The following is a 15593-nucleotide window of genomic DNA, read 5'->3' as shown; positions in this document are numbered from 1 at the left end:
GGTGGCCCGGCGCACCCGCTCCCCCGCCTTCACCACCGTCCTGACCCTCATCGCGGCATTCCTGCTCTACCTGGCCGTGCCGAACCTCGGCACGGCCGTTCGCGCGGCACGGGCCGACGGTGCGCACGGGGTGTTCACCGCGCGGGAGCTGACGTGCGTGCGGCATCCGGGGCACGAGTCGTGCGTCTGGATCGGCGAGTTCCGGTCCGACGACGGCTCGATCGCCAGGCCGGGCGTCGAGATGTACGGCAGCGACCGGTACTCGAACCGAGCCGGGGAGCGTACGCGAGCGGTGGACATCGGCCTCGCCGGCCGGGTCTACGGCCCCGGCGGGTCGAACGAGTGGGTGTTCACGGCGCTTCTGCTCGCGAGCGGGCTGGCGATCCTGCTCTGGCAGTACGGCGGCCCGCTGCGCCGCGCCTTCGGCCGGCGGGAGCGAATCCCGCTGTCCGATCGGTCCTGAACTCCGCTCAGGAGTCCCGGCCGGCGATGCGGGCCAGGAGGGCGGCGAGCGGTCCGGGAGCGGAGACCATGGGCCAGTGCCCCGTCTCCAGCGTGTGGAAGTCCCACGTCGGCACGGCACGCATGGCGGACACGTCGGCCGCCAGCCGCCCGGCGAAGTGTTCCATGGTGCAGACGACGTAGCTGGCCCGCTGCCGTTCGAGCGGGCGGGTCAGCACGGCCGGTTCCGCGATGGTGCGCCCCGGGTGCCCCACGAGGCGCTGGGCGAGCCACCGCGCCTGCGCGCGGGTCAGCCCCTGTCCGTCACCCACGACCGTCGCGTCGGGGGCGGGCCAGCGGCCCTCGTTGTCGGCGATGAGCCGCAACTCCTGGGTCCGCTGGCGCTCGGGGAACGCGTGCAACATCGACCTGCCGTGGTGCGGCAGGAACCCCTCGACGAACACCGTGTGCGCGACCCGGTCGCGCGCCCGGTCGGCCACCTGCCCGGCCACCAGGCCGGAGTAGCTGTGCCCGACGAGCACGACCTCGTGCAGGTCGTCCGCCTCCAGCAGCGCCAGGACGTCGTTCACATGGGTCTCCAGGCCGACGTCCGACACGTCGCCCTCGCCGGCGGCCAGGCCGCGCAGGGTGACCGCGCGGGCGTCGTGCCCGCGCGCGCGCAGCCGCCGTGCCACCGGCTCCCAGACCCAGGCCCCCATCCAGGGGCCTGGGAGCAGGACGAGCCTTCGCTTCACCGACGGTCACCTCCCTTCCCTTCATCTGATCGAGGCTCTTCCACGATGTCCACAGTCAGGCGGCTTGCAGGACGCGCGAGCGGTCGGGCTGCGGCGAGCGCGTGGCGGCGGCCGGCCGGTAGCCGATCACCTGGGATTCCACGACGTCGACGCGTCGGGCGCCGGAGATCAGCGCCACCACGGCCACGTACCCGTCGCCGGGGTCCAGGTCGACGAACCGGATGTCATCGGGCGGGATCTCCAGCGGCCAGCTGAGCAGCTTGGGATCCTCCTCTGGGCCGCTGACCTCCAGCTTGTCCGGCGAGATGCGCAGGCCGTGCCCGGTGGCTTTGAGCGCCGCCTCCTTGCGCGTCCAAACCCTGGCGAACGCCTCATATCTCTCCATCGGCGGTATCGCCTCCATGGCCCGCAACTCATCCGGCGTCAGTGCGCACCGGGCCAGATCGTCCACAGGTGTCGAGGGAACGGCCTCGACGTCCACGCCCAGCGCTCCCACCCTCGTCATGGCGACCGCGACCCGGTCGCCGGAGTGGGAGACCGAGACGTGCAGCCGGCGGCCGGACGTCCTGATGTACGGCTTGCCGTGATGCCGGTTGCAGTCCATGCAGCTCCTGTCCACCACCACGTCCTCCGGCCGTACCCCGAGCTGGGTGGCGGCCGCGGTGCGCAACAGCCAGGCTCCGGTGAGGAAGCGGCGGCGGTCGGGGTCGCGCCGGAACTTGGCGGCCCGCTCGAGCTCCGGGTCGCTGAGCACCGCGGACAGCGTCTCCACGGTCCGGTGCCCGGGGGTGGCCCACCAGACACGGCATTCTCCGGGGGCCAGCAGGGAAGCGATCATTGATGTCCTCCTTCAATGGCGTCCTCTTTGTGATTTCTCGCGAGCAGCGTGTGGCAGGTCACCAGCTCCCAGTGGTCGATCTCGGGGTTGGTCAGGATCTCCGTGACCACGGCGCGCACCTGTGCGTTCGTCGTGGGCTCGTCCGTGCGCACCCGGATGACGATGTCTCCGGTGGCCTGGGTGAGATCCTTGTGCCAGCGGCTCGGCAGTAGCGCCATGATGCGGATCCCGTCCACCGGCGAACCGGGCACGGGAAGGCCCTCGACCTTGCGCATCGTCAGCTGGATCAGCATGATTCGGCGGTCTCCGTCCTCGTGGGCGCCCCCGCGATTCCGTTGGCGAACGCACCGGGAATCGCGGGTTCCGCGTAGTCGGCCAGGGTGTTCGTGTTCCACCTCCTAGCGTTGGTCCTTGTTGTCGCACTTCCCACTGTGGGACCTGCGCGACAGGGGAACCAGAGCTCGGAGAGTCAGGAAGCTGCACGTGCCCAGCCGCATGCTGTCAACGCCGCCCGAGCATGCGAAAGCCCCGCGGGCGCGGCCTGCGGGGCTTTCCGGGTGTTGCGGGGGTGTTCTACAGAGGCACGTTCCCGTGCTTGCGCGGGGTCGCGTGCTTGCGCTTGTCGCGCAGCATGGCCAGCCCGCGGGCCACGGCCGAGCGCGTCTCCACGGGATCGATCACGTCGTCGACCAGCCCGCGCTCGGCCGCGTACGTGGGGTGGACCAGCTCGCTGGTGTAGCGGGCCACGAGGTCCGCGCGCAGCATGCCGGGATCGCTCGCGGCGGCCAGCTCCCTCCGGTAGATGACGTTCACCGCGCCCTCGGCGCCCATCACGGCGATCTCGTTAGTGGGCCATGCCAGTGACAGGTCCGCGCCGATGGAGCGGGAGTCCATCACGATGTACGCCCCGCCGTAGGCCTTCCTGAGGATGACCTGGATGCGCGGGACCGTCGCCTCGCAATAGGCGTAGAGCAGCTTGGCCCCGTGCCTGATGGCGCCGGCGTGCTCCTGCTCGGTGCCGGGCAGGAAGCCGGGCACGTCCACGAGCGTCACCAGCGGGATGCCGAAGGCGTCGCACATCCTGACGAAGCGCGCGGCCTTCTGCGAGGCGGCCACGTCCAGCACGCCCGCGAGCACCATCGGCTGGTTGCCGACGACGCCGACCACCTCGCCGTCGATCCTGGCGAACGCGCAGATCACGTTCGGCGCCCAGGCGCGGTGCACCTCCAGGTAGTCGCCGTCGTCCACGAGCTCGGCCAGCACCTGGCGCATGTCGTAGGGCTTGTTCGGCTCGACGGGGACGATCTCCGCCAGCCTGGGCCGCACGTCGTCGGCCGCGCCGCGCGCGGGCAGGGCCGGCGGGCGGCTCATGTTGTTGCTCGGCAGCATCGAGACGAGGTAGCGGACGTCGGCCAGACAGCTCTCCTCGTCGTCGTGCACGAACGCGGCCAGCCCGGAACGGGCGCCGTGCACCTGCGCGCCGCCGAGCTGGGCATGGGAGACCCGCTCGCCGGTGACCGCCTCCACCACGTCCGGCCCCGTCAAGTAGAGCTGCGCGGTGTCCTGCACCATGAACGTGAAGTCGGCCAGGGCCGCGGAATAGGCCGCCCCTCCGGCGCATGGGCCGAGCACGACGCTGATCTGGGGGATCACGCCGGATGCCGCGACGTTGCGCTGGAAGATGCCCCCGTAGCCGTTGAGCGACATCACCCCTTCCTGGATCCTGGCGCCGCCGCTGTCGTTCAGCCCGATGAACGGGGAACCAGTGGACAGCGCCAGATCCATCACCTTCTGGATCTTCAATGCGTGCGCCTCGCCGAGCGAGCCGCCGAAGACGGTGAAGTCCTGGGCGTAGACGAAGACCCGGCGGCCGTCGATCGTGCCCGAGCCGGCGATCACCCCGTCCGTGTGAGGACGCTGCCGTTCCATGCCGAGCCCCTGCGCCCGATGTCTGCGGAGCATGTCGAGCTCCAGGAACGACCCCTCGTCCAGCAGCAACTCCAGCCGTTCGCGCGCGGTCCGCTTGCCGAGCGCGCGCTGCCGGGCCACGGCCTGCGCGCTTCCCTCCGCGACCTTCTCGCGCAGGCGCTCATGCTCCTCGCGCAGCCGGTTCATGGACGGAGGCGGCGACTGGACCGCCTCGTCAAGGGCCTCCACGGACGGCATTGCGGCGATGTCGAGTTCCGAGATGCTCATGATCTCCCTCCCTCGGATCCCCTGTTCAGTGCATCCAGTCAATGGTCAGTGGCCGTTTCCTGTCACCTCCTGCAGTGCGGGGACACGGGGGCCGTGGCAGGAAGCGGAAACCGGCGTGCAGCTTGCTGACTGGGAAAAGCCTGGTTTGTGCCCTTGCCACCTAGCAAAGTTGGAGGTGCGAAGGAAAACGCAAAACAAAATTGACTCAGCAAGAAAGAGGCAGTGTGATGGCGAACTCGACGATTATTCAGAAGATTTTCACCAACGTGACCAAGTGGGCCGTCGCGATTGTCGCCGCCACCGCGATACTGACCTCTGGAGCCGCCGCCCTCGGCTTGAGCGGCAGCACGGCGGTGGCCGAGAACACCTGGCCCGCCCCCCTGGCCCAGGACGACCCGGACAACACCTGGCCCGCTCCCCCGGCTGACGACCCCGACAACACCTGGCCCGCCCCGCTGGCCCAGGACGACCCCGACAACACCTGGCCCGTCCCCCCGGCCGACGACCCCGACAACACCTGGCCGAGCGCCTGAGCCTCACGGCCTCCTGAATTTTTCCGAAATTGAATTCAGAAAGGAGCATCGATCGACAAACTGAATGACCATGAAACCACTCAGGAAAGGAGCAACAGGAACGAGAGCCGAAACCAAAAGAACCCCGCGACCACCGGTCGCGGGGTTCACGCTGTGCGCGAATGGCACAAAAAGCGATCAGATCCAGTTCTCCTCCTTGGCGCGCAGCGCGGCCTGGAAGCGGTTGACGGCTCCCAGCCGGGCCATGAGATCGGCGACGTAGCGGCGGTAGGTGCGCACCGAGACGTCGAGCTCGCGGGCGGCGATCTCGTCCTTGTCCGCCGTGGCCATCACTTCCAGGACGCGCCGCTCCATCTCCGTCAGCATCGGCTCCTCCTCCGGCGGGTCGATGTAGGTGCGCAGGTCCGCGGCCGAGTTCCACAGACCCTCGAAGTAGATGAAGAGCTGTGAGACCAGGCCGGGCTCCCGTACGAGCAGAGCGCCCTTGGAGTTCTGCTTGGGGTCGATCGGGACGACGGCGACGCTGCGGTCGTACATCAGCATGCGGTCCATCGGCTGCTCGGTGATGCGCACCTCCCCGCCGAGACTCATCAGCTCGCGGAGGTAGGACACCATGTGCGGGTCCTCCAGCGCGGAGGGGTGGAAGATCTCCTTGATCGAGAGCCCCCGGCGCAGCGAGCGGGCGTCGAGCGGCAGCGCCGACTCGATCATCACCTTGTTGAACGGGCCGCCGGGGTGCAGGCAGAGCGTCTCCTTGTAGGAGAAGAAGGCGAGGTCGTCCAGACGCTGGCGGACCCGCGCGCCGTTCTCCACCCGCTCGATGTCCAGCACCGAACCGGTGCGCTCGCCCTCCTGCATGTCCTCGAGGAAGCCGGCGATGGCGTCACGGGCGGCGAACACCCGGCGGATTTCGGCATTGAGCTCGTCGAGGCGCTTTTCCACCAGGCGCTCGATGGCGATCCGCGGCTCGGTGGCCACGACCCGGTGGCGGTCGGTGAGGTCGAGCATGGAGAGCTTGCCGAGCTGCTCCACGGCGGCCTCGACGGTGTCGGGATCCATGGACAGGCTTTCGGGAAGCGAGCCGACACCTTCACCCCTGTGCCGGAGGAAGTAACGGTAGATCTCCTCCAGTTCGGGAGTGATACCGATGACTGTAAGGTCCATGGCCCACCTCCCGGCCGCCGGCATGTTGTTCCCGCGGGCGATGCAGTCTTTGTCCGCCTTCATCCCGCATATACGCAATTATCTGTATTAAGTGTGCGCAGCACGTCTTGCGCCGTGCGCTGCCGCGTCCCCGGCTCAACTGAGCAACAACGCGGTTGCCACCGCCGGCGGACGCGATCGCCGCCGCTAGGGAAGGGGGCACGGCAGCCTGGCAGGGGCGGCGCGATAACACGAGGCCCCCGGGCACACGACCTTGACGACCACGCCTGTGCCGCCGGACTCGACCGCCACGGGCTCGTGACCGAACCGGCGGGCGGCGATCTCCATCCAGCTCGCCGGCCGCAGGTCGCCCGGCTCGTCGATGAGCCACGGCTCGGCGTCCACGCCCAGACGCTCCAGGTGCGCGGCGTAGTCGCCCTCGCGGTGCCAGACCGCGAAGCGGCGCAGGGCGTCGGGCAGCGCCAGCGTGGCCCATGGCTGCGCCTTCGCCGCCATCGCCCGCAGGAACGCCTCACCGACCGCGCTCCTGATCGTCCGGCCGGCCGCGACCCCCAGCGTGGCGCCGTCGCCGCCGACCATCACCATGGCGATCCTGGCGTCCGGCACGGAGAGCGCGAACGCCGACACCCGCAGCCCCAGCCCGGAGGCCGCGGCCATCACGCCGGTGGGCAGCAGGCGGTCGAGCTGGGCCGAGACTCGCAGGAGTGGCTGCTGGTGCGGACTGGCCCACCAGCGGGCGACCACGTCATGGGCGATGATCTCGGCGATGCCCTCGGCGATCCCGAGGTCCACAACGCCGCTCATGACCGGCTCCACCTGGGTCTCGCGGTCGCCCAGCCACACGACCTCCGCCGGGAGCTGGTAGCGGTTGCCACTCACCAGGCCGGTGCCGGGAACGAGGAGCCCCACCGGCTCCGGGGGGTCGGCCAGGAAGTCGGCCAGCCGCAGCTCCCTGCCGCGTGGGGCGTCCGCGCGGGCGGGCGAGTCGTAGGGCAGCCGGTGCAGCTGGTCGAGAGCGGTCGCCCGGGCGAGAGCCCTGGCCCTGGTCTGCGCCTCGTAGCGAGAGTAACCGGCGACGACGGCATCCAGGCCGGAAGCCTGGGCGTACGCCAGGTGAACGGTGCCCCCGAGGCAGTCGGCCAGCTCCGCCACCACCCCCGGCACCGCTGTCGCCGACCGCGAGCCCGCAGGCGTGGATGCCATTCTGTCTCCTCCGCGCTCGTCCCCGGCCGGGGCAGGCCCGGCGTGGGGAACATCGGCACCGCGGCCGCCATGCTCCGGCGGATACGGAGGGGGTCCGGCGATGTGCGGACCGCGGGCCGAGCTTCCCCACCGGCCAGCATCGAGGCGATCCTCCGGATGCTGACTCATGACCAGTACAGTCGCAGGTCGGCCGGGGCGTCAACGCTCGGGACGCCATCCAGCAATCCCCAAGAAGGCCGTCACTGCGAGCGTTCGCGGTGACACCGCGACAGCGGCGCATGGCCAGGACAGGCCGGAAGGCCGCACGCCCACATGCGAGAGGCGTGCGGCCGACCGGCCATGTGACGCAGGCGGCGGTGTCAGGTCGCCTACTGAGGCACGGTCACGAACTGGCCCGGCCGGCGACCGGCGCCCGCCGGGCCGCGGTATGCCTGGGCGATGTTCAGCCAGCGGTCCGCCTCCTGCCCGGCCGCGGTGACCGCCACGTCGTCGCGGTGCCGCCGCCTGGTCACCAGCAGGCAGAAGTCGTTCGCCGGGCCCGAGATCCGATTTTCCGCGTCCTCGGGCCCATAGGCCCACAACTCGCCGGAGGGTGCGGTGATCTCGAAGCGGAACTGGACGCCCGGCGGCGTCAGATCGCGCGAAAGGTAGCCGAAGTCCTGCGTGAGCACAGCGAACACCACCAGGTGCTGAAGCCGGTCAGTCCGCTCCAGCTCCACGCCGAGCGCGTCGGCGATGTCCTGCCCGTGCGCGAACTGCTCCATGATCCCGGCGCACGCCAGCACGATCGGCGGCAACGGGTTGACCAGCCACGGCACGGTGTCACCCGCCGGGACGGAGGCGAGCCCCTTGACGACGGCGGCCCGCTCGGCCCGCCACCGGCCGAGCAGGATGTCGGGGGTGTCGTTCTCGTAGTCCTTGAGCGCGGCGTTCACCGCGCCGTCGAAGTTCTGCTGCGCCCCGGCCGTCATGGTCTGGAACGCCTCGGCGTCGGTCGCGGCCGCGGCGGCGATCCGGAAGATGAAGGCGAGGTGGGCGATCTGGTTGGCGATCGTCCAGCCGGGCGCGGGCGTGGGCAGGTTCCACTGGTCCACGTCCAGGCCGGACACCAGACGGTCCAACTGTTCGCCATCGGCGGTCAGGTCGCTGAGCACGACCTCGAGCTCGGTCATGGGCCTGTCCTCTCATTCGGAGATCGGTTCTCTCGGGTCGGTTCGGTACGGGCCGTCATGTCCGGGCGGCCTGGGTGAGTGGCAGCCAGGCGCCCACCCTGCGTGCGGCGGCCAACGCGGCCCACCCGGTCACCTCGACCAGCGCCCGCTGGTCGGGCTCCCCGCGCTGGAAATCGGCCACCACGGTCCCGTCCACCTGATAGGAGGCCAGTGCGGTGAGCAGGGCGAGGCGGGCGGCCGGTCGCTGTCCCTCCGGCAGGCCGGCGACCGCCGCCTCGGCCCAGCCGCGGCCGAGGCCGGGCGGGTGTCCTTCCCAGGCGGCCACCCGTGCGGCGACCAGCTCGCGGACGGGTTCGGGCAGCCGGCGCCCGCCGCCTTCCTCGACGGCCGCGGCGGCCCTGGCGAACGCCCCTTCTATGTGCCTGATGCCCCTGGTCCACGACAGATCGGCGGGCACCGGCGCGGCGGGCAGCAGGGCGAGCGAGTCTCCCTTCGGGCACGACCGCCGCGCGGCAGGCCGCATGGCCAGGCCGAACAGCCGTAACGCCAGCCCCCGCGCACCCCGTGGCACCTCGGGCGGCAGCGGCGAGTCGCCGAGGAACACGTGGACCATGCGGTTGAGGTACTGGAACGTCACCGCCACCGCGACGAGCTCCTGGCTGTGCCCCGTGAGCAGCGGCGGCTCGTGCCGCTCCGCCGTCTCCCTGACTCCGCAGGCCCGCGCCCAGGACGCCACTCGTCGCAGGCCCGGGTCCTCGACTCGGGAGATGCCTCGCAGGGTCGCCCTGTGCACGTCCACGCAGTACGGGCAGGAGTTCGCGGCGGACACCTCGGTGGCCACCACCTCCTTGAGCACCCTGCTCACCGATCCCGACGCGAGCAGCGACTCCCGCAGCAGCAGCCAGCAGGCCGCCATCGTCTCCGGTGCGGGCGAATGCATGACCACGGGCGGGGCCAGCATGCCGAAGTCCCGCTCCACCTGGGCGTACACCTCGGCGACCAGGCCGCGTGCCGCGCCCGGCCGCACGGGAGAGACGTGGCGGACCTGGGCCAGCGTGCCTGGCGCCGTCATCCGGCTGAGCATCGTGCCCATCGCCGGCTCCTCTCTACTTGCGCATCAGGGAGGGCACCAGGTGCGCGGCGCCGCGCCGCCCGCTGGTGGATCCGTCAGGCGCGGGCGCCCCGTACGTGACCTCGACCCCGCGCTCCTGGGCGGCCCTGACGATGCCGGGGATCGCCCGCTCGGCGAGCGCGGAGATGGTCATGGCGGGGTTGACCGTCAGCGCGCCCGGCACGGCGGAGCCGTCGGTGACGAAGATCCCCGGATGGCCGCGTACCTCGTGCCTGTCGTCGAGGGCGGAAGTGTGCGGGTCGTCGCCGATGCGGCAGGAGGCCAGCGGGTGCACGGTGTAGGCGCCGACGAGGTCGTTGGTCCACGGTGTCACGGTGGCGAGCCCGTCACGTTCGAGGATGTCCTTGCAGTCGGCGTCGGCCATCGCCCAGGCGCTCAGCGTGTTGGCGGTCGGCTTGTAGCTGAGGCGGCCGATGCCGAGCATCTGCTGGGAGAGCCGGTCGGCGTTGCCGCGCTCCGGCGGCGGCCCGAAGACGCCCTCGTTGTCGTCCTCGATCATCTGGAAGATGATCAGCCACGACTGCCAGCGCTTGAGCATCTCCTTCTTCCGCGGCCCGAACCACGACCCTTCCGGCCCGTCCGTCAGCGCCAGGATGGTGCCGAGGCCGGGCGGGAAGTAGAGCTGCTCCAGCGAGTAGCGGGTGTACTCGGGCAGCGACCCGTCCAGCCGGTCCCAGTTGGCGACCGTGGGCCCCTTGCCGATCTGGTTGGCGGCGTACGCGAGGCCGTCGCCGCGCTCCAGGCCGAGCACGTCGCGCACGCGGTCCTCGTTGAGCACCGCGGTGTTCAGCCGCTCTCCGTTGCCGGAGAAGTAGCGGCCCACGCCGTACGGCATCGGGCCGAGCGCGGGCTCACTGCGCTGCAGGATGACGGGCGTGGCCGCGGCGCCCGCAGCGAGCACGATCACCTTGGCGTCGATCGTCCCGCCGCCCTCGGTGAGGCGGTAGTCCTCATCGTGGACGTGCATGTAGTGGACGCGGTAGCCGCCGTCGTCGGTTCTGGAGATGCGCTGTACCTCGTGCAGCGGCCTGATCTCCGCCCCATGCGCGAGCGCGGCCGGAAGGTAGTTGAACAGCAGTGACTGCTTGGCGTCGAATCGGCAGCCGGCCATCATCCAGTTGCAGTTGACGCAGGTGGAGGTGTCCACGGCGGCGGGTACCGGGTTGGCGGTGCGGCCCGCGTGGCGGCAGGCGGCGGCCCACAGGCCTCCCGCGTACGACACGTCGTCCCACCCTTGCCGGGTGATCGGGATCGACTCTTCCACCCGGTCGTACCAGGGGTCGAGCGTGTCACGGTCGATGGCCGCCGGCCACATGCGCCTGGCTATGCTGCCGCGGCGCTCGAAGACGAAGCGCGGCGCGCGGGGCATCGCCGCGAAGTAGACGACGCTGCCGCCGCCCACGCAGTTGCCGCCGAGCACGCTCATCCCGTCGCCGACCACGAAGTCGAAGATCCGCGTGTACGACGACCCGAGCTTGAAGTCGTGCTCGAACTCGTTGCTCGACAACCACGGGCCGCGTTCGAGTATCACCACCTTCGCGCCTCCCGCCGCGAGGTGGTAGGCGGCGATCGCGCCGCCGAACCCGCTGCCGATCACGAGCACATCGGTACGCTCGACGCTGTTCATGCGGGGCTCCCCGATGACGTGGTGGCGGGGTGGAGGCCGGCCAGCGGGCGGCCGTAGGACCAGGCCGGGAACCTCCACAGCCCGTCGGCGTCCGGCAGGGTGAGGCCCATCGCGGTCAGCCCCGGGTGGCCGGCCGCGATGGCGTCCACGGTGTTCATGTGAGCCGCGGAGTCGTAGGCCATGTTGCAGAAGAGGGCGAGGCTGACCCACAGCGCCTTCTCCGGGTGGCCGGGCGCGGTCAGCCACCGGACCACGGCGGCGCGGTCCTCGTAAGGGAGTGACACGAACGGCGGCACGTCCTCGTCCGGCACGATTCCGTGCTCGGCCGCGTAGGCCGCGGCGTGGCGGTTGAGCGCGCGGGCGAAGTCGTCCAGCCCGCCGGTGATGCCGGTCGCGTCCCACTCCAGCAGCTCGATGGCGCCGGCCTGGACGGCGCCGCCCCCCTGGCTGACGCCCGCGACGGCCCTGTCGTCGGCGGACCGCTTCTCCCCGGGGATGATGGTGTCGGCGAACGCCTCCAGCGTCGTGGTCCTGTACTCGTAGTCGTCGTCTGGCGTCTGTGGGCCCATGGGCGTTCCCTGCCTAGATGCGGTTCGAATCGGGATCAGAGGTCGCTGCGGTGCCGTCCACGCCGGTGGCATCCGCCGCCGGGGCGTCGAGTGCCTGGCGCAGGGCGTTCAGGGCGCGGGCGGTCTGGCTGCGCACCGTGGAGGACTCGTTGCCCATGACGCGGGCGGTGTCCTCGACGCTGCGGTCCTCCCAGAAGCGGAGGACGAGGGTGGCCCGCTGCCGCGGGCCGAGCCCGGCGAGCGCGTCTATCAGCGCCATGCGCTCGCTCACCAGGAAATACGGGTCGGCGGTGAAGGCGGTCTCGGGCACCGCACCGATGAGGACCTCGCGCGACCAGCGCATCGTCCTGCGGTCGCTGATGAACAGCCGCCGCATGACCCGCCGCGCGTAGGCGCCGATCCTGTCGCGCCCTTCGAGCGTGTCCCAGTGCCTGTGGAGCGCGATCAGCGTGCGCTGGACCAGGTCGTCGGCCTCGTACCAATCCTGCGACAGCTGGAAGGCGGTGCGCCGCAGGGCCGGTCTGCTTCGCCGGACGAAACGCGCGAAATCCCCGTCATCTCGCGCTTCAGCCATTGTCCACACTCCAAGGACGCCGATCCGGCCCCGCGCATCGGCGGTGTCGCATTCGAAATGTTTGCCAGCCTCCCCAAAACTGACCGCCGCATTCGCGCGTCACAACCCCTACCGGCCGTCTGGCTGCCCTTATTCGCGGCCCACCCCAATTCTCCGTCCGGCGACCCCTCTTTTTCATTTCCCGGAGTTGAAAACTCCGTCCGGCGCTGAAGCCTGCGACGGTGACGGGATGAGCCGCGGTGGTGCCGTGTCCGCCGGCACCCCTATTGTTCGCGGCGGAACCCCTATTTCCGCTGCGTACGCGCGGTCCGACCAGCGACGCGACCATAGGCTCGCGCCATGAGCAGTTCGCTGACCACGCGGCAGTCGCCGTCGCCACTCAGCGCCATCGCCCGGTCACTCAAAATTTCTTTCGAATGAATCGATGTCCCATGCAGCATTCCGCCACGTTCGCCGCGTGTAGCAGTAGGCAGCCGAAATCCATTCGATCGCGAATGCTGAGAATGCGCACCAACCAGGGTGATCGAGGAATCGTCGCAATCCAGAAGAAGAATTCGGCCGCCAGTCGGGGGCGATTTCATCCGAGATTGCTCGACCCCCTCCTTAACCCGGGAGGACAAATGGACGACGTCATCGAGCGAGCGGTCATGCGGGTGATCGAGAGCATGCAGGAGAACCTCGGCGAGCAGCTCACGATCGACGACATGGCGCGCACAGCGATGTTCAGCAAGTTCCACTTTTCCCGCGTTTTCCAGCGGGTCACGGGGCTGTCGCCGGGCCGGTTCCTGTCGGCGGTGCGGTTACGCGAGGCCAAGCGGCTGCTCGCCACGACCTCACTGAGCATCACGAACATCAGCCACCAGGTGGGCTACTCCAGCGTCGGCACCTTCAGCTCGCGCTTCACGCACAGCGTGGGCCTGCCGCCCAGCAAGTACCGCCAGCACATGAGCATCACGACGCAGACACTCCTCGCCGGACGGGACGGGCCGCCGGCCACCACGACGATGACCCTCAGCGGCACCGTCACCTCTCCGCTTGCGGACCAGCCGGTCTTCACCGGCCTGTTCCCCGACCAGATCCTCGAAGGACGACCGGCCAGCTTCACGGTGATCAGCCGCCCAGGACCCTACATGCTGGAGAACGTTCCGGAGGGCCGCTGGCACCTGATCGCCCAGTCCGTGGCCGCCGGCCACGAGGACGCCATCCATCATCCGCCGCTCGGCGACGACGCGCTGTGCATCGCGCGGTCCGGGCCTATCGTGGTCGGCTCCGACGGCGGGCAGCAGCGCGCCGACATCCGGCTCAAACCCATGAGCTCGCTCGACCCGCCGGTCCTGCTCGCGCTGCGCGACCTGCTGTCGTCGGCGAACGGCAGGAACGGCATCAACGGTTACGGGAAGGCGAGCTGACCCCGTACACGACGATCCGCGAGCGGTGAGAAGGTCACCGCCCGCGGATCGGCGCGTTTCAGGCGGGGCTCACCGTCATCGGCAGCCCGCCGCGCACCCGCAGCGACAGCATCGCCTCGGGCACCGCGCGGAACCCCGGCAGGCCGGTCAGTTTGAGCTCGCGGGCCACCATGGCCAGCACGAACGTGGCCTCCATCATGCCCAGGTGATTGCCGACGCAGAACCGCGGCCCGGCGCCGAAAGGAATGTAGGCGTACCTGGGCCGCACGGACGAGAGCCCGGGGTCGAACCTGTCGGGGTCGAACCGTCCCGGCTCCTCCCAGTACGCCGGATGCCGATGCAGCGTGTACGGACTGATCATCACGTCGGCCCCGGCGGGCACCCGGAACCCGCCCACCTCGTCGTCCCGCTGCGCGACCCGGGTCAGCGCCCACACCGGCGGGTACAGGCGCATGACCTCCTGGAGGATCATCGAGGTGTACGTGAGCCGGTGCAGGTCCTCGTACACGGGCGCCCGGTCGCCCAGGACGGAGACCGCCTCGTCGCGCAGTCGTTCCCGCACCTCCGGATGCCGGTCGAGGAGATGGAAGGCCCACGACAGCGTGCTCGCGGTGGTCTCGTGCCCGGCCAGCAGCACGGTGACGAGTTCCGCGCGCAGCCGCCGGCGGGCGGCACGGGGATCGGCCTCCTCCCTGGCGGCCGCGATCAGTTGGGACAGCAGGTCGCCGCCGTCGGTCGGGCGGCCGAGCCGCTCAGCCACCAGCAGGTCCACCGCGCGGTAGAGGGCCCGGCGGGAGCGGCGGAAGCGCAGATGAAGCGGCAGCGGCAGCCACAGCGGCACCATGGCCAGCGTCACCATCTCGAACATCGCCTGATCCTGCACGCCCTCGAAGGAGTGCCCGATCGAGGCGTGCGCTCCGAGGTCGGCGTCGAGCAGGGTGCGGCCGAGCACGCCGAGCGCGAGCCCGGTCATCTCCCTGGCCACGTCGACCGGCCCGGCGCCGACGTGCGCCCGCAGCCGCTCGACCAGCCGCCCGGCCTCCTCGCCGATGACCGTGTCCTGCTGGGCGATCCGCTTGTTCTGGAACAGCGGCTGTATCGTCCGGCGCTGCCGCTTCCACAGCTCGCCCTCGCTGGTCAGCAGCCCGTCGCCGATGACGCGGCGGGCCTCGGACAGGCCGATGCCCTTGTGGTAGTTGCCGCTGTTGTCGGCCAGCACGTGCTTGGCGTGATCGGGATGGTTGAACAGATAGATGGACTTGGGACCGATGGTCATCCTGACCGCGTCGCCGTACCGCTCGGCGGCCCTGGACAGCAGGCCGAGCCGGTCGGTGACCAGCCGCTGGAACAGCACGGGCGCGGCCAGGCGGGGCGGCCCCGGCGGTACCGCCGGGGCCGCCCGCGCCGGGGCCCGTGTGCCGATGGCCGTCACGCCGACACCTCCCGCAGTTCAGAGGTGATCTCCCTGAACTGGCCTCGGTAGACCAGCAGGCCCTCGCTGTCGGTGTCCTGGCAGAGGGCGAGCACCTTGCCGATGAAGATGGTGTGGTCGCCCCCGTCGTAGCAACGCCAGAGCTCGCACTCGAATCGGGCGATGGCGCCCTCCACGAGCGGCACCCCGGTGAACACGCCCTGCACCACGTCGACGTCCTCGAACTGGGCCGCGCCGAGCGCCCGGTAGCGGTTGGAGAAGTGCCGTGCCGCGTTCTCCTGGTGCGCGGCCAGCACCGACACGCCGAAGGTACCCGTCATGGTGAGGCACTGGTGCATCACCGCGTTCTTGTCGATGCAGACGAGGATGAGCGGCGGGTCGAGGGACACCGAGGTGAAGGAGTTGGCCGTCATGGCGTGCGGCACGTCTCCCCCGGTCGTCACCACGGTGACGCCTGTGGCGAAGGTACCGAACGCGCGCCGCAGCGCCTTGGTGTCCGACTGTTCGAGCGATGTGGTTGATGGGTGGAGTTGCACGCAAACCTCCTG

General features: G+C 70.3%; 16 protein-coding genes. 3 read left to right on the top strand and 13 right to left on the bottom strand.

Annotated features, from left to right (window positions below; genetic code table 11):
* Position 1: 1 nt before the first annotated feature.
* Positions 2-463: a hypothetical protein gene (locus ACTMTI_RS03370; RefSeq protein WP_441118095.1), complete on the top strand. Its 462-nt coding sequence runs from the start codon at positions 2-4 to the stop codon at positions 461-463.
* Between the two features lie 7 nt (positions 464-470).
* Here the strand turns inward: ACTMTI_RS03370 and ACTMTI_RS03365 are convergent, their stop codons facing one another.
* From ACTMTI_RS03365 to ACTMTI_RS03350, 4 genes are all read right to left on the bottom strand, one after another.
* A complete protein-coding gene (locus ACTMTI_RS03365) occupies positions 471-1196 on the bottom strand; it encodes an alpha/beta fold hydrolase (protein WP_441118094.1) in 726 nt (241 codons plus the stop codon).
* Between the two features lie 55 nt (positions 1197-1251).
* On the bottom strand, positions 1252-2034 hold the full coding sequence (locus tag ACTMTI_RS03360; protein ID WP_441118093.1) for a 4'-phosphopantetheinyl transferase family protein: 783 nt from the start codon (positions 2032-2034) through the stop codon (positions 1252-1254).
* Complete coding sequence (locus ACTMTI_RS03355; RefSeq protein ID WP_441118092.1) at positions 2031-2327, bottom strand: hypothetical protein; 297 nt, start codon at positions 2325-2327, stop codon at positions 2031-2033. Before ACTMTI_RS03355 ends, ACTMTI_RS03360 begins: the two co-directional genes overlap by 4 nt.
* A gap of 280 nt (positions 2328-2607) precedes the next feature.
* Positions 2608-4149 carry an acyl-CoA carboxylase subunit beta gene (locus ACTMTI_RS03350; RefSeq protein WP_441118147.1) on the bottom strand — a complete coding sequence of 514 codons (1542 nt, stop codon included), beginning with the start codon at positions 4147-4149 and terminating at the stop codon, positions 2608-2610.
* Positions 4150-4457: 308 nt separating this feature from the next.
* On the opposite strand from ACTMTI_RS03350, the gene ACTMTI_RS03345 reads away from it, so the two are divergent.
* Positions 4458-4763 carry a hypothetical protein gene (locus ACTMTI_RS03345; protein ID WP_441118091.1) on the top strand — a complete coding sequence of 102 codons (306 nt, stop codon included), beginning with the start codon at positions 4458-4460 and terminating at the stop codon, positions 4761-4763.
* 177 nt (positions 4764-4940) lie between these two features.
* On the opposite strand, the gene ACTMTI_RS03340 is transcribed toward ACTMTI_RS03345, so the two are convergent.
* From ACTMTI_RS03340 to ACTMTI_RS03310, 7 genes are all read right to left on the bottom strand, one after another.
* Positions 4941-5927 carry a LuxR C-terminal-related transcriptional regulator gene (locus ACTMTI_RS03340; protein ID WP_441118090.1) on the bottom strand — a complete coding sequence of 329 codons (987 nt, stop codon included), beginning with the start codon at positions 5925-5927 and terminating at the stop codon, positions 4941-4943.
* Positions 5928-6113: 186 nt separating this feature from the next.
* On the bottom strand, positions 6114-7130 hold the full coding sequence (locus tag ACTMTI_RS03335) for a hypothetical protein (protein WP_441118089.1): 1017 nt from the start codon (positions 7128-7130) through the stop codon (positions 6114-6116).
* A gap of 368 nt (positions 7131-7498) precedes the next feature.
* Positions 7499-8302 carry a TIGR03084 family metal-binding protein gene (locus ACTMTI_RS03330; RefSeq protein ID WP_441118088.1) on the bottom strand — a complete coding sequence of 268 codons (804 nt, stop codon included), beginning with the start codon at positions 8300-8302 and terminating at the stop codon, positions 7499-7501.
* 55 nt (positions 8303-8357) lie between these two features.
* Positions 8358-9395 carry a carboxymuconolactone decarboxylase family protein gene (locus ACTMTI_RS03325; protein ID WP_441118087.1) on the bottom strand — a complete coding sequence of 346 codons (1038 nt, stop codon included), beginning with the start codon at positions 9393-9395 and terminating at the stop codon, positions 8358-8360.
* 13 nt (positions 9396-9408) lie between these two features.
* A complete protein-coding gene (locus ACTMTI_RS03320) occupies positions 9409-11061 on the bottom strand; it encodes an FAD-dependent oxidoreductase (protein ID WP_441118086.1) in 1653 nt (550 codons plus the stop codon).
* Complete coding sequence (locus ACTMTI_RS03315; protein WP_441118085.1) at positions 11058-11630, bottom strand: DUF5987 family protein; 573 nt, start codon at positions 11628-11630, stop codon at positions 11058-11060. The genes ACTMTI_RS03320 and ACTMTI_RS03315 overlap by 4 nt, the downstream gene beginning before the upstream one ends.
* A gap of 13 nt (positions 11631-11643) precedes the next feature.
* On the bottom strand, positions 11644-12204 hold the full coding sequence (locus ACTMTI_RS03310; RefSeq protein ID WP_441118084.1) for a SigE family RNA polymerase sigma factor: 561 nt from the start codon (positions 12202-12204) through the stop codon (positions 11644-11646).
* 620 nt (positions 12205-12824) lie between these two features.
* On the opposite strand from ACTMTI_RS03310, the gene ACTMTI_RS03305 reads away from it, so the two are divergent.
* Positions 12825-13613 (top strand): helix-turn-helix domain-containing protein, encoded by a 789-nt coding sequence (locus tag ACTMTI_RS03305; RefSeq protein ID WP_441118083.1) that lies wholly within the window; start codon positions 12825-12827, stop codon positions 13611-13613.
* Between the two features lie 58 nt (positions 13614-13671).
* On the opposite strand, the gene ACTMTI_RS03300 is transcribed toward ACTMTI_RS03305, so the two are convergent.
* Positions 13672-15045 carry a cytochrome P450 gene (locus ACTMTI_RS03300; RefSeq protein WP_441118082.1) on the bottom strand — a complete coding sequence of 458 codons (1374 nt, stop codon included), beginning with the start codon at positions 15043-15045 and terminating at the stop codon, positions 13672-13674.
* A complete protein-coding gene (locus ACTMTI_RS03295) occupies positions 15042-15581 on the bottom strand; it encodes a flavin reductase family protein (RefSeq protein ID WP_441118081.1) in 540 nt (179 codons plus the stop codon). Before ACTMTI_RS03295 ends, ACTMTI_RS03300 begins: the two co-directional genes overlap by 4 nt.
* Positions 15582-15593: the final 12 nt, after the last annotated feature.

Origin of the sequence: Nonomuraea sp. H19, from assembly GCF_052068215.1 — a bacterium.
In the GTDB taxonomy this organism is placed as follows: domain Bacteria; phylum Actinomycetota; class Actinomycetes; order Streptosporangiales; family Streptosporangiaceae; genus Nonomuraea.
This window is presented reverse-complemented; position numbering and strand designations above follow the sequence as displayed.

Excerpts from the sequence above, each read along its gene's own strand:
- ACTMTI_RS03360 (WP_441118093.1), bottom strand. The coding sequence starts at position 2,034 with ATGATCGCTTCCCTGCTGGCCCCCGGAGAATGCCGTGTCTGGTGGGCC.
- ACTMTI_RS03355 (WP_441118092.1), bottom strand. The coding sequence starts at position 2,327 with ATGCTGATCCAGCTGACGATGCGCAAGGTCGAGGGCCTTCCCGTGCCC.
- ACTMTI_RS03350 (WP_441118147.1), bottom strand. The coding sequence starts at position 4,149 with ATGAACCGGCTGCGCGAGGAGCATGAGCGCCTGCGCGAGAAGGTCGCG.
- ACTMTI_RS03345 (WP_441118091.1), top strand. The coding sequence starts at position 4,458 with ATGGCGAACTCGACGATTATTCAGAAGATTTTCACCAACGTGACCAAG.
- ACTMTI_RS03340 (WP_441118090.1), bottom strand. The coding sequence starts at position 5,927 with ATGGACCTTACAGTCATCGGTATCACTCCCGAACTGGAGGAGATCTAC.
- ACTMTI_RS03335 (WP_441118089.1), bottom strand. The coding sequence starts at position 7,130 with ATGGCATCCACGCCTGCGGGCTCGCGGTCGGCGACAGCGGTGCCGGGG.
- ACTMTI_RS03330 (WP_441118088.1), bottom strand. The coding sequence starts at position 8,302 with ATGACCGAGCTCGAGGTCGTGCTCAGCGACCTGACCGCCGATGGCGAA.
- ACTMTI_RS03325 (WP_441118087.1), bottom strand. The coding sequence starts at position 9,395 with ATGGGCACGATGCTCAGCCGGATGACGGCGCCAGGCACGCTGGCCCAG.
- ACTMTI_RS03320 (WP_441118086.1), bottom strand. The coding sequence starts at position 11,061 with ATGAACAGCGTCGAGCGTACCGATGTGCTCGTGATCGGCAGCGGGTTC.
- ACTMTI_RS03315 (WP_441118085.1), bottom strand. The coding sequence starts at position 11,630 with ATGGGCCCACAGACGCCAGACGACGACTACGAGTACAGGACCACGACG.
- ACTMTI_RS03310 (WP_441118084.1), bottom strand. The coding sequence starts at position 12,204 with ATGGCTGAAGCGCGAGATGACGGGGATTTCGCGCGTTTCGTCCGGCGA.
- ACTMTI_RS03305 (WP_441118083.1), top strand. The coding sequence starts at position 12,825 with ATGGACGACGTCATCGAGCGAGCGGTCATGCGGGTGATCGAGAGCATG.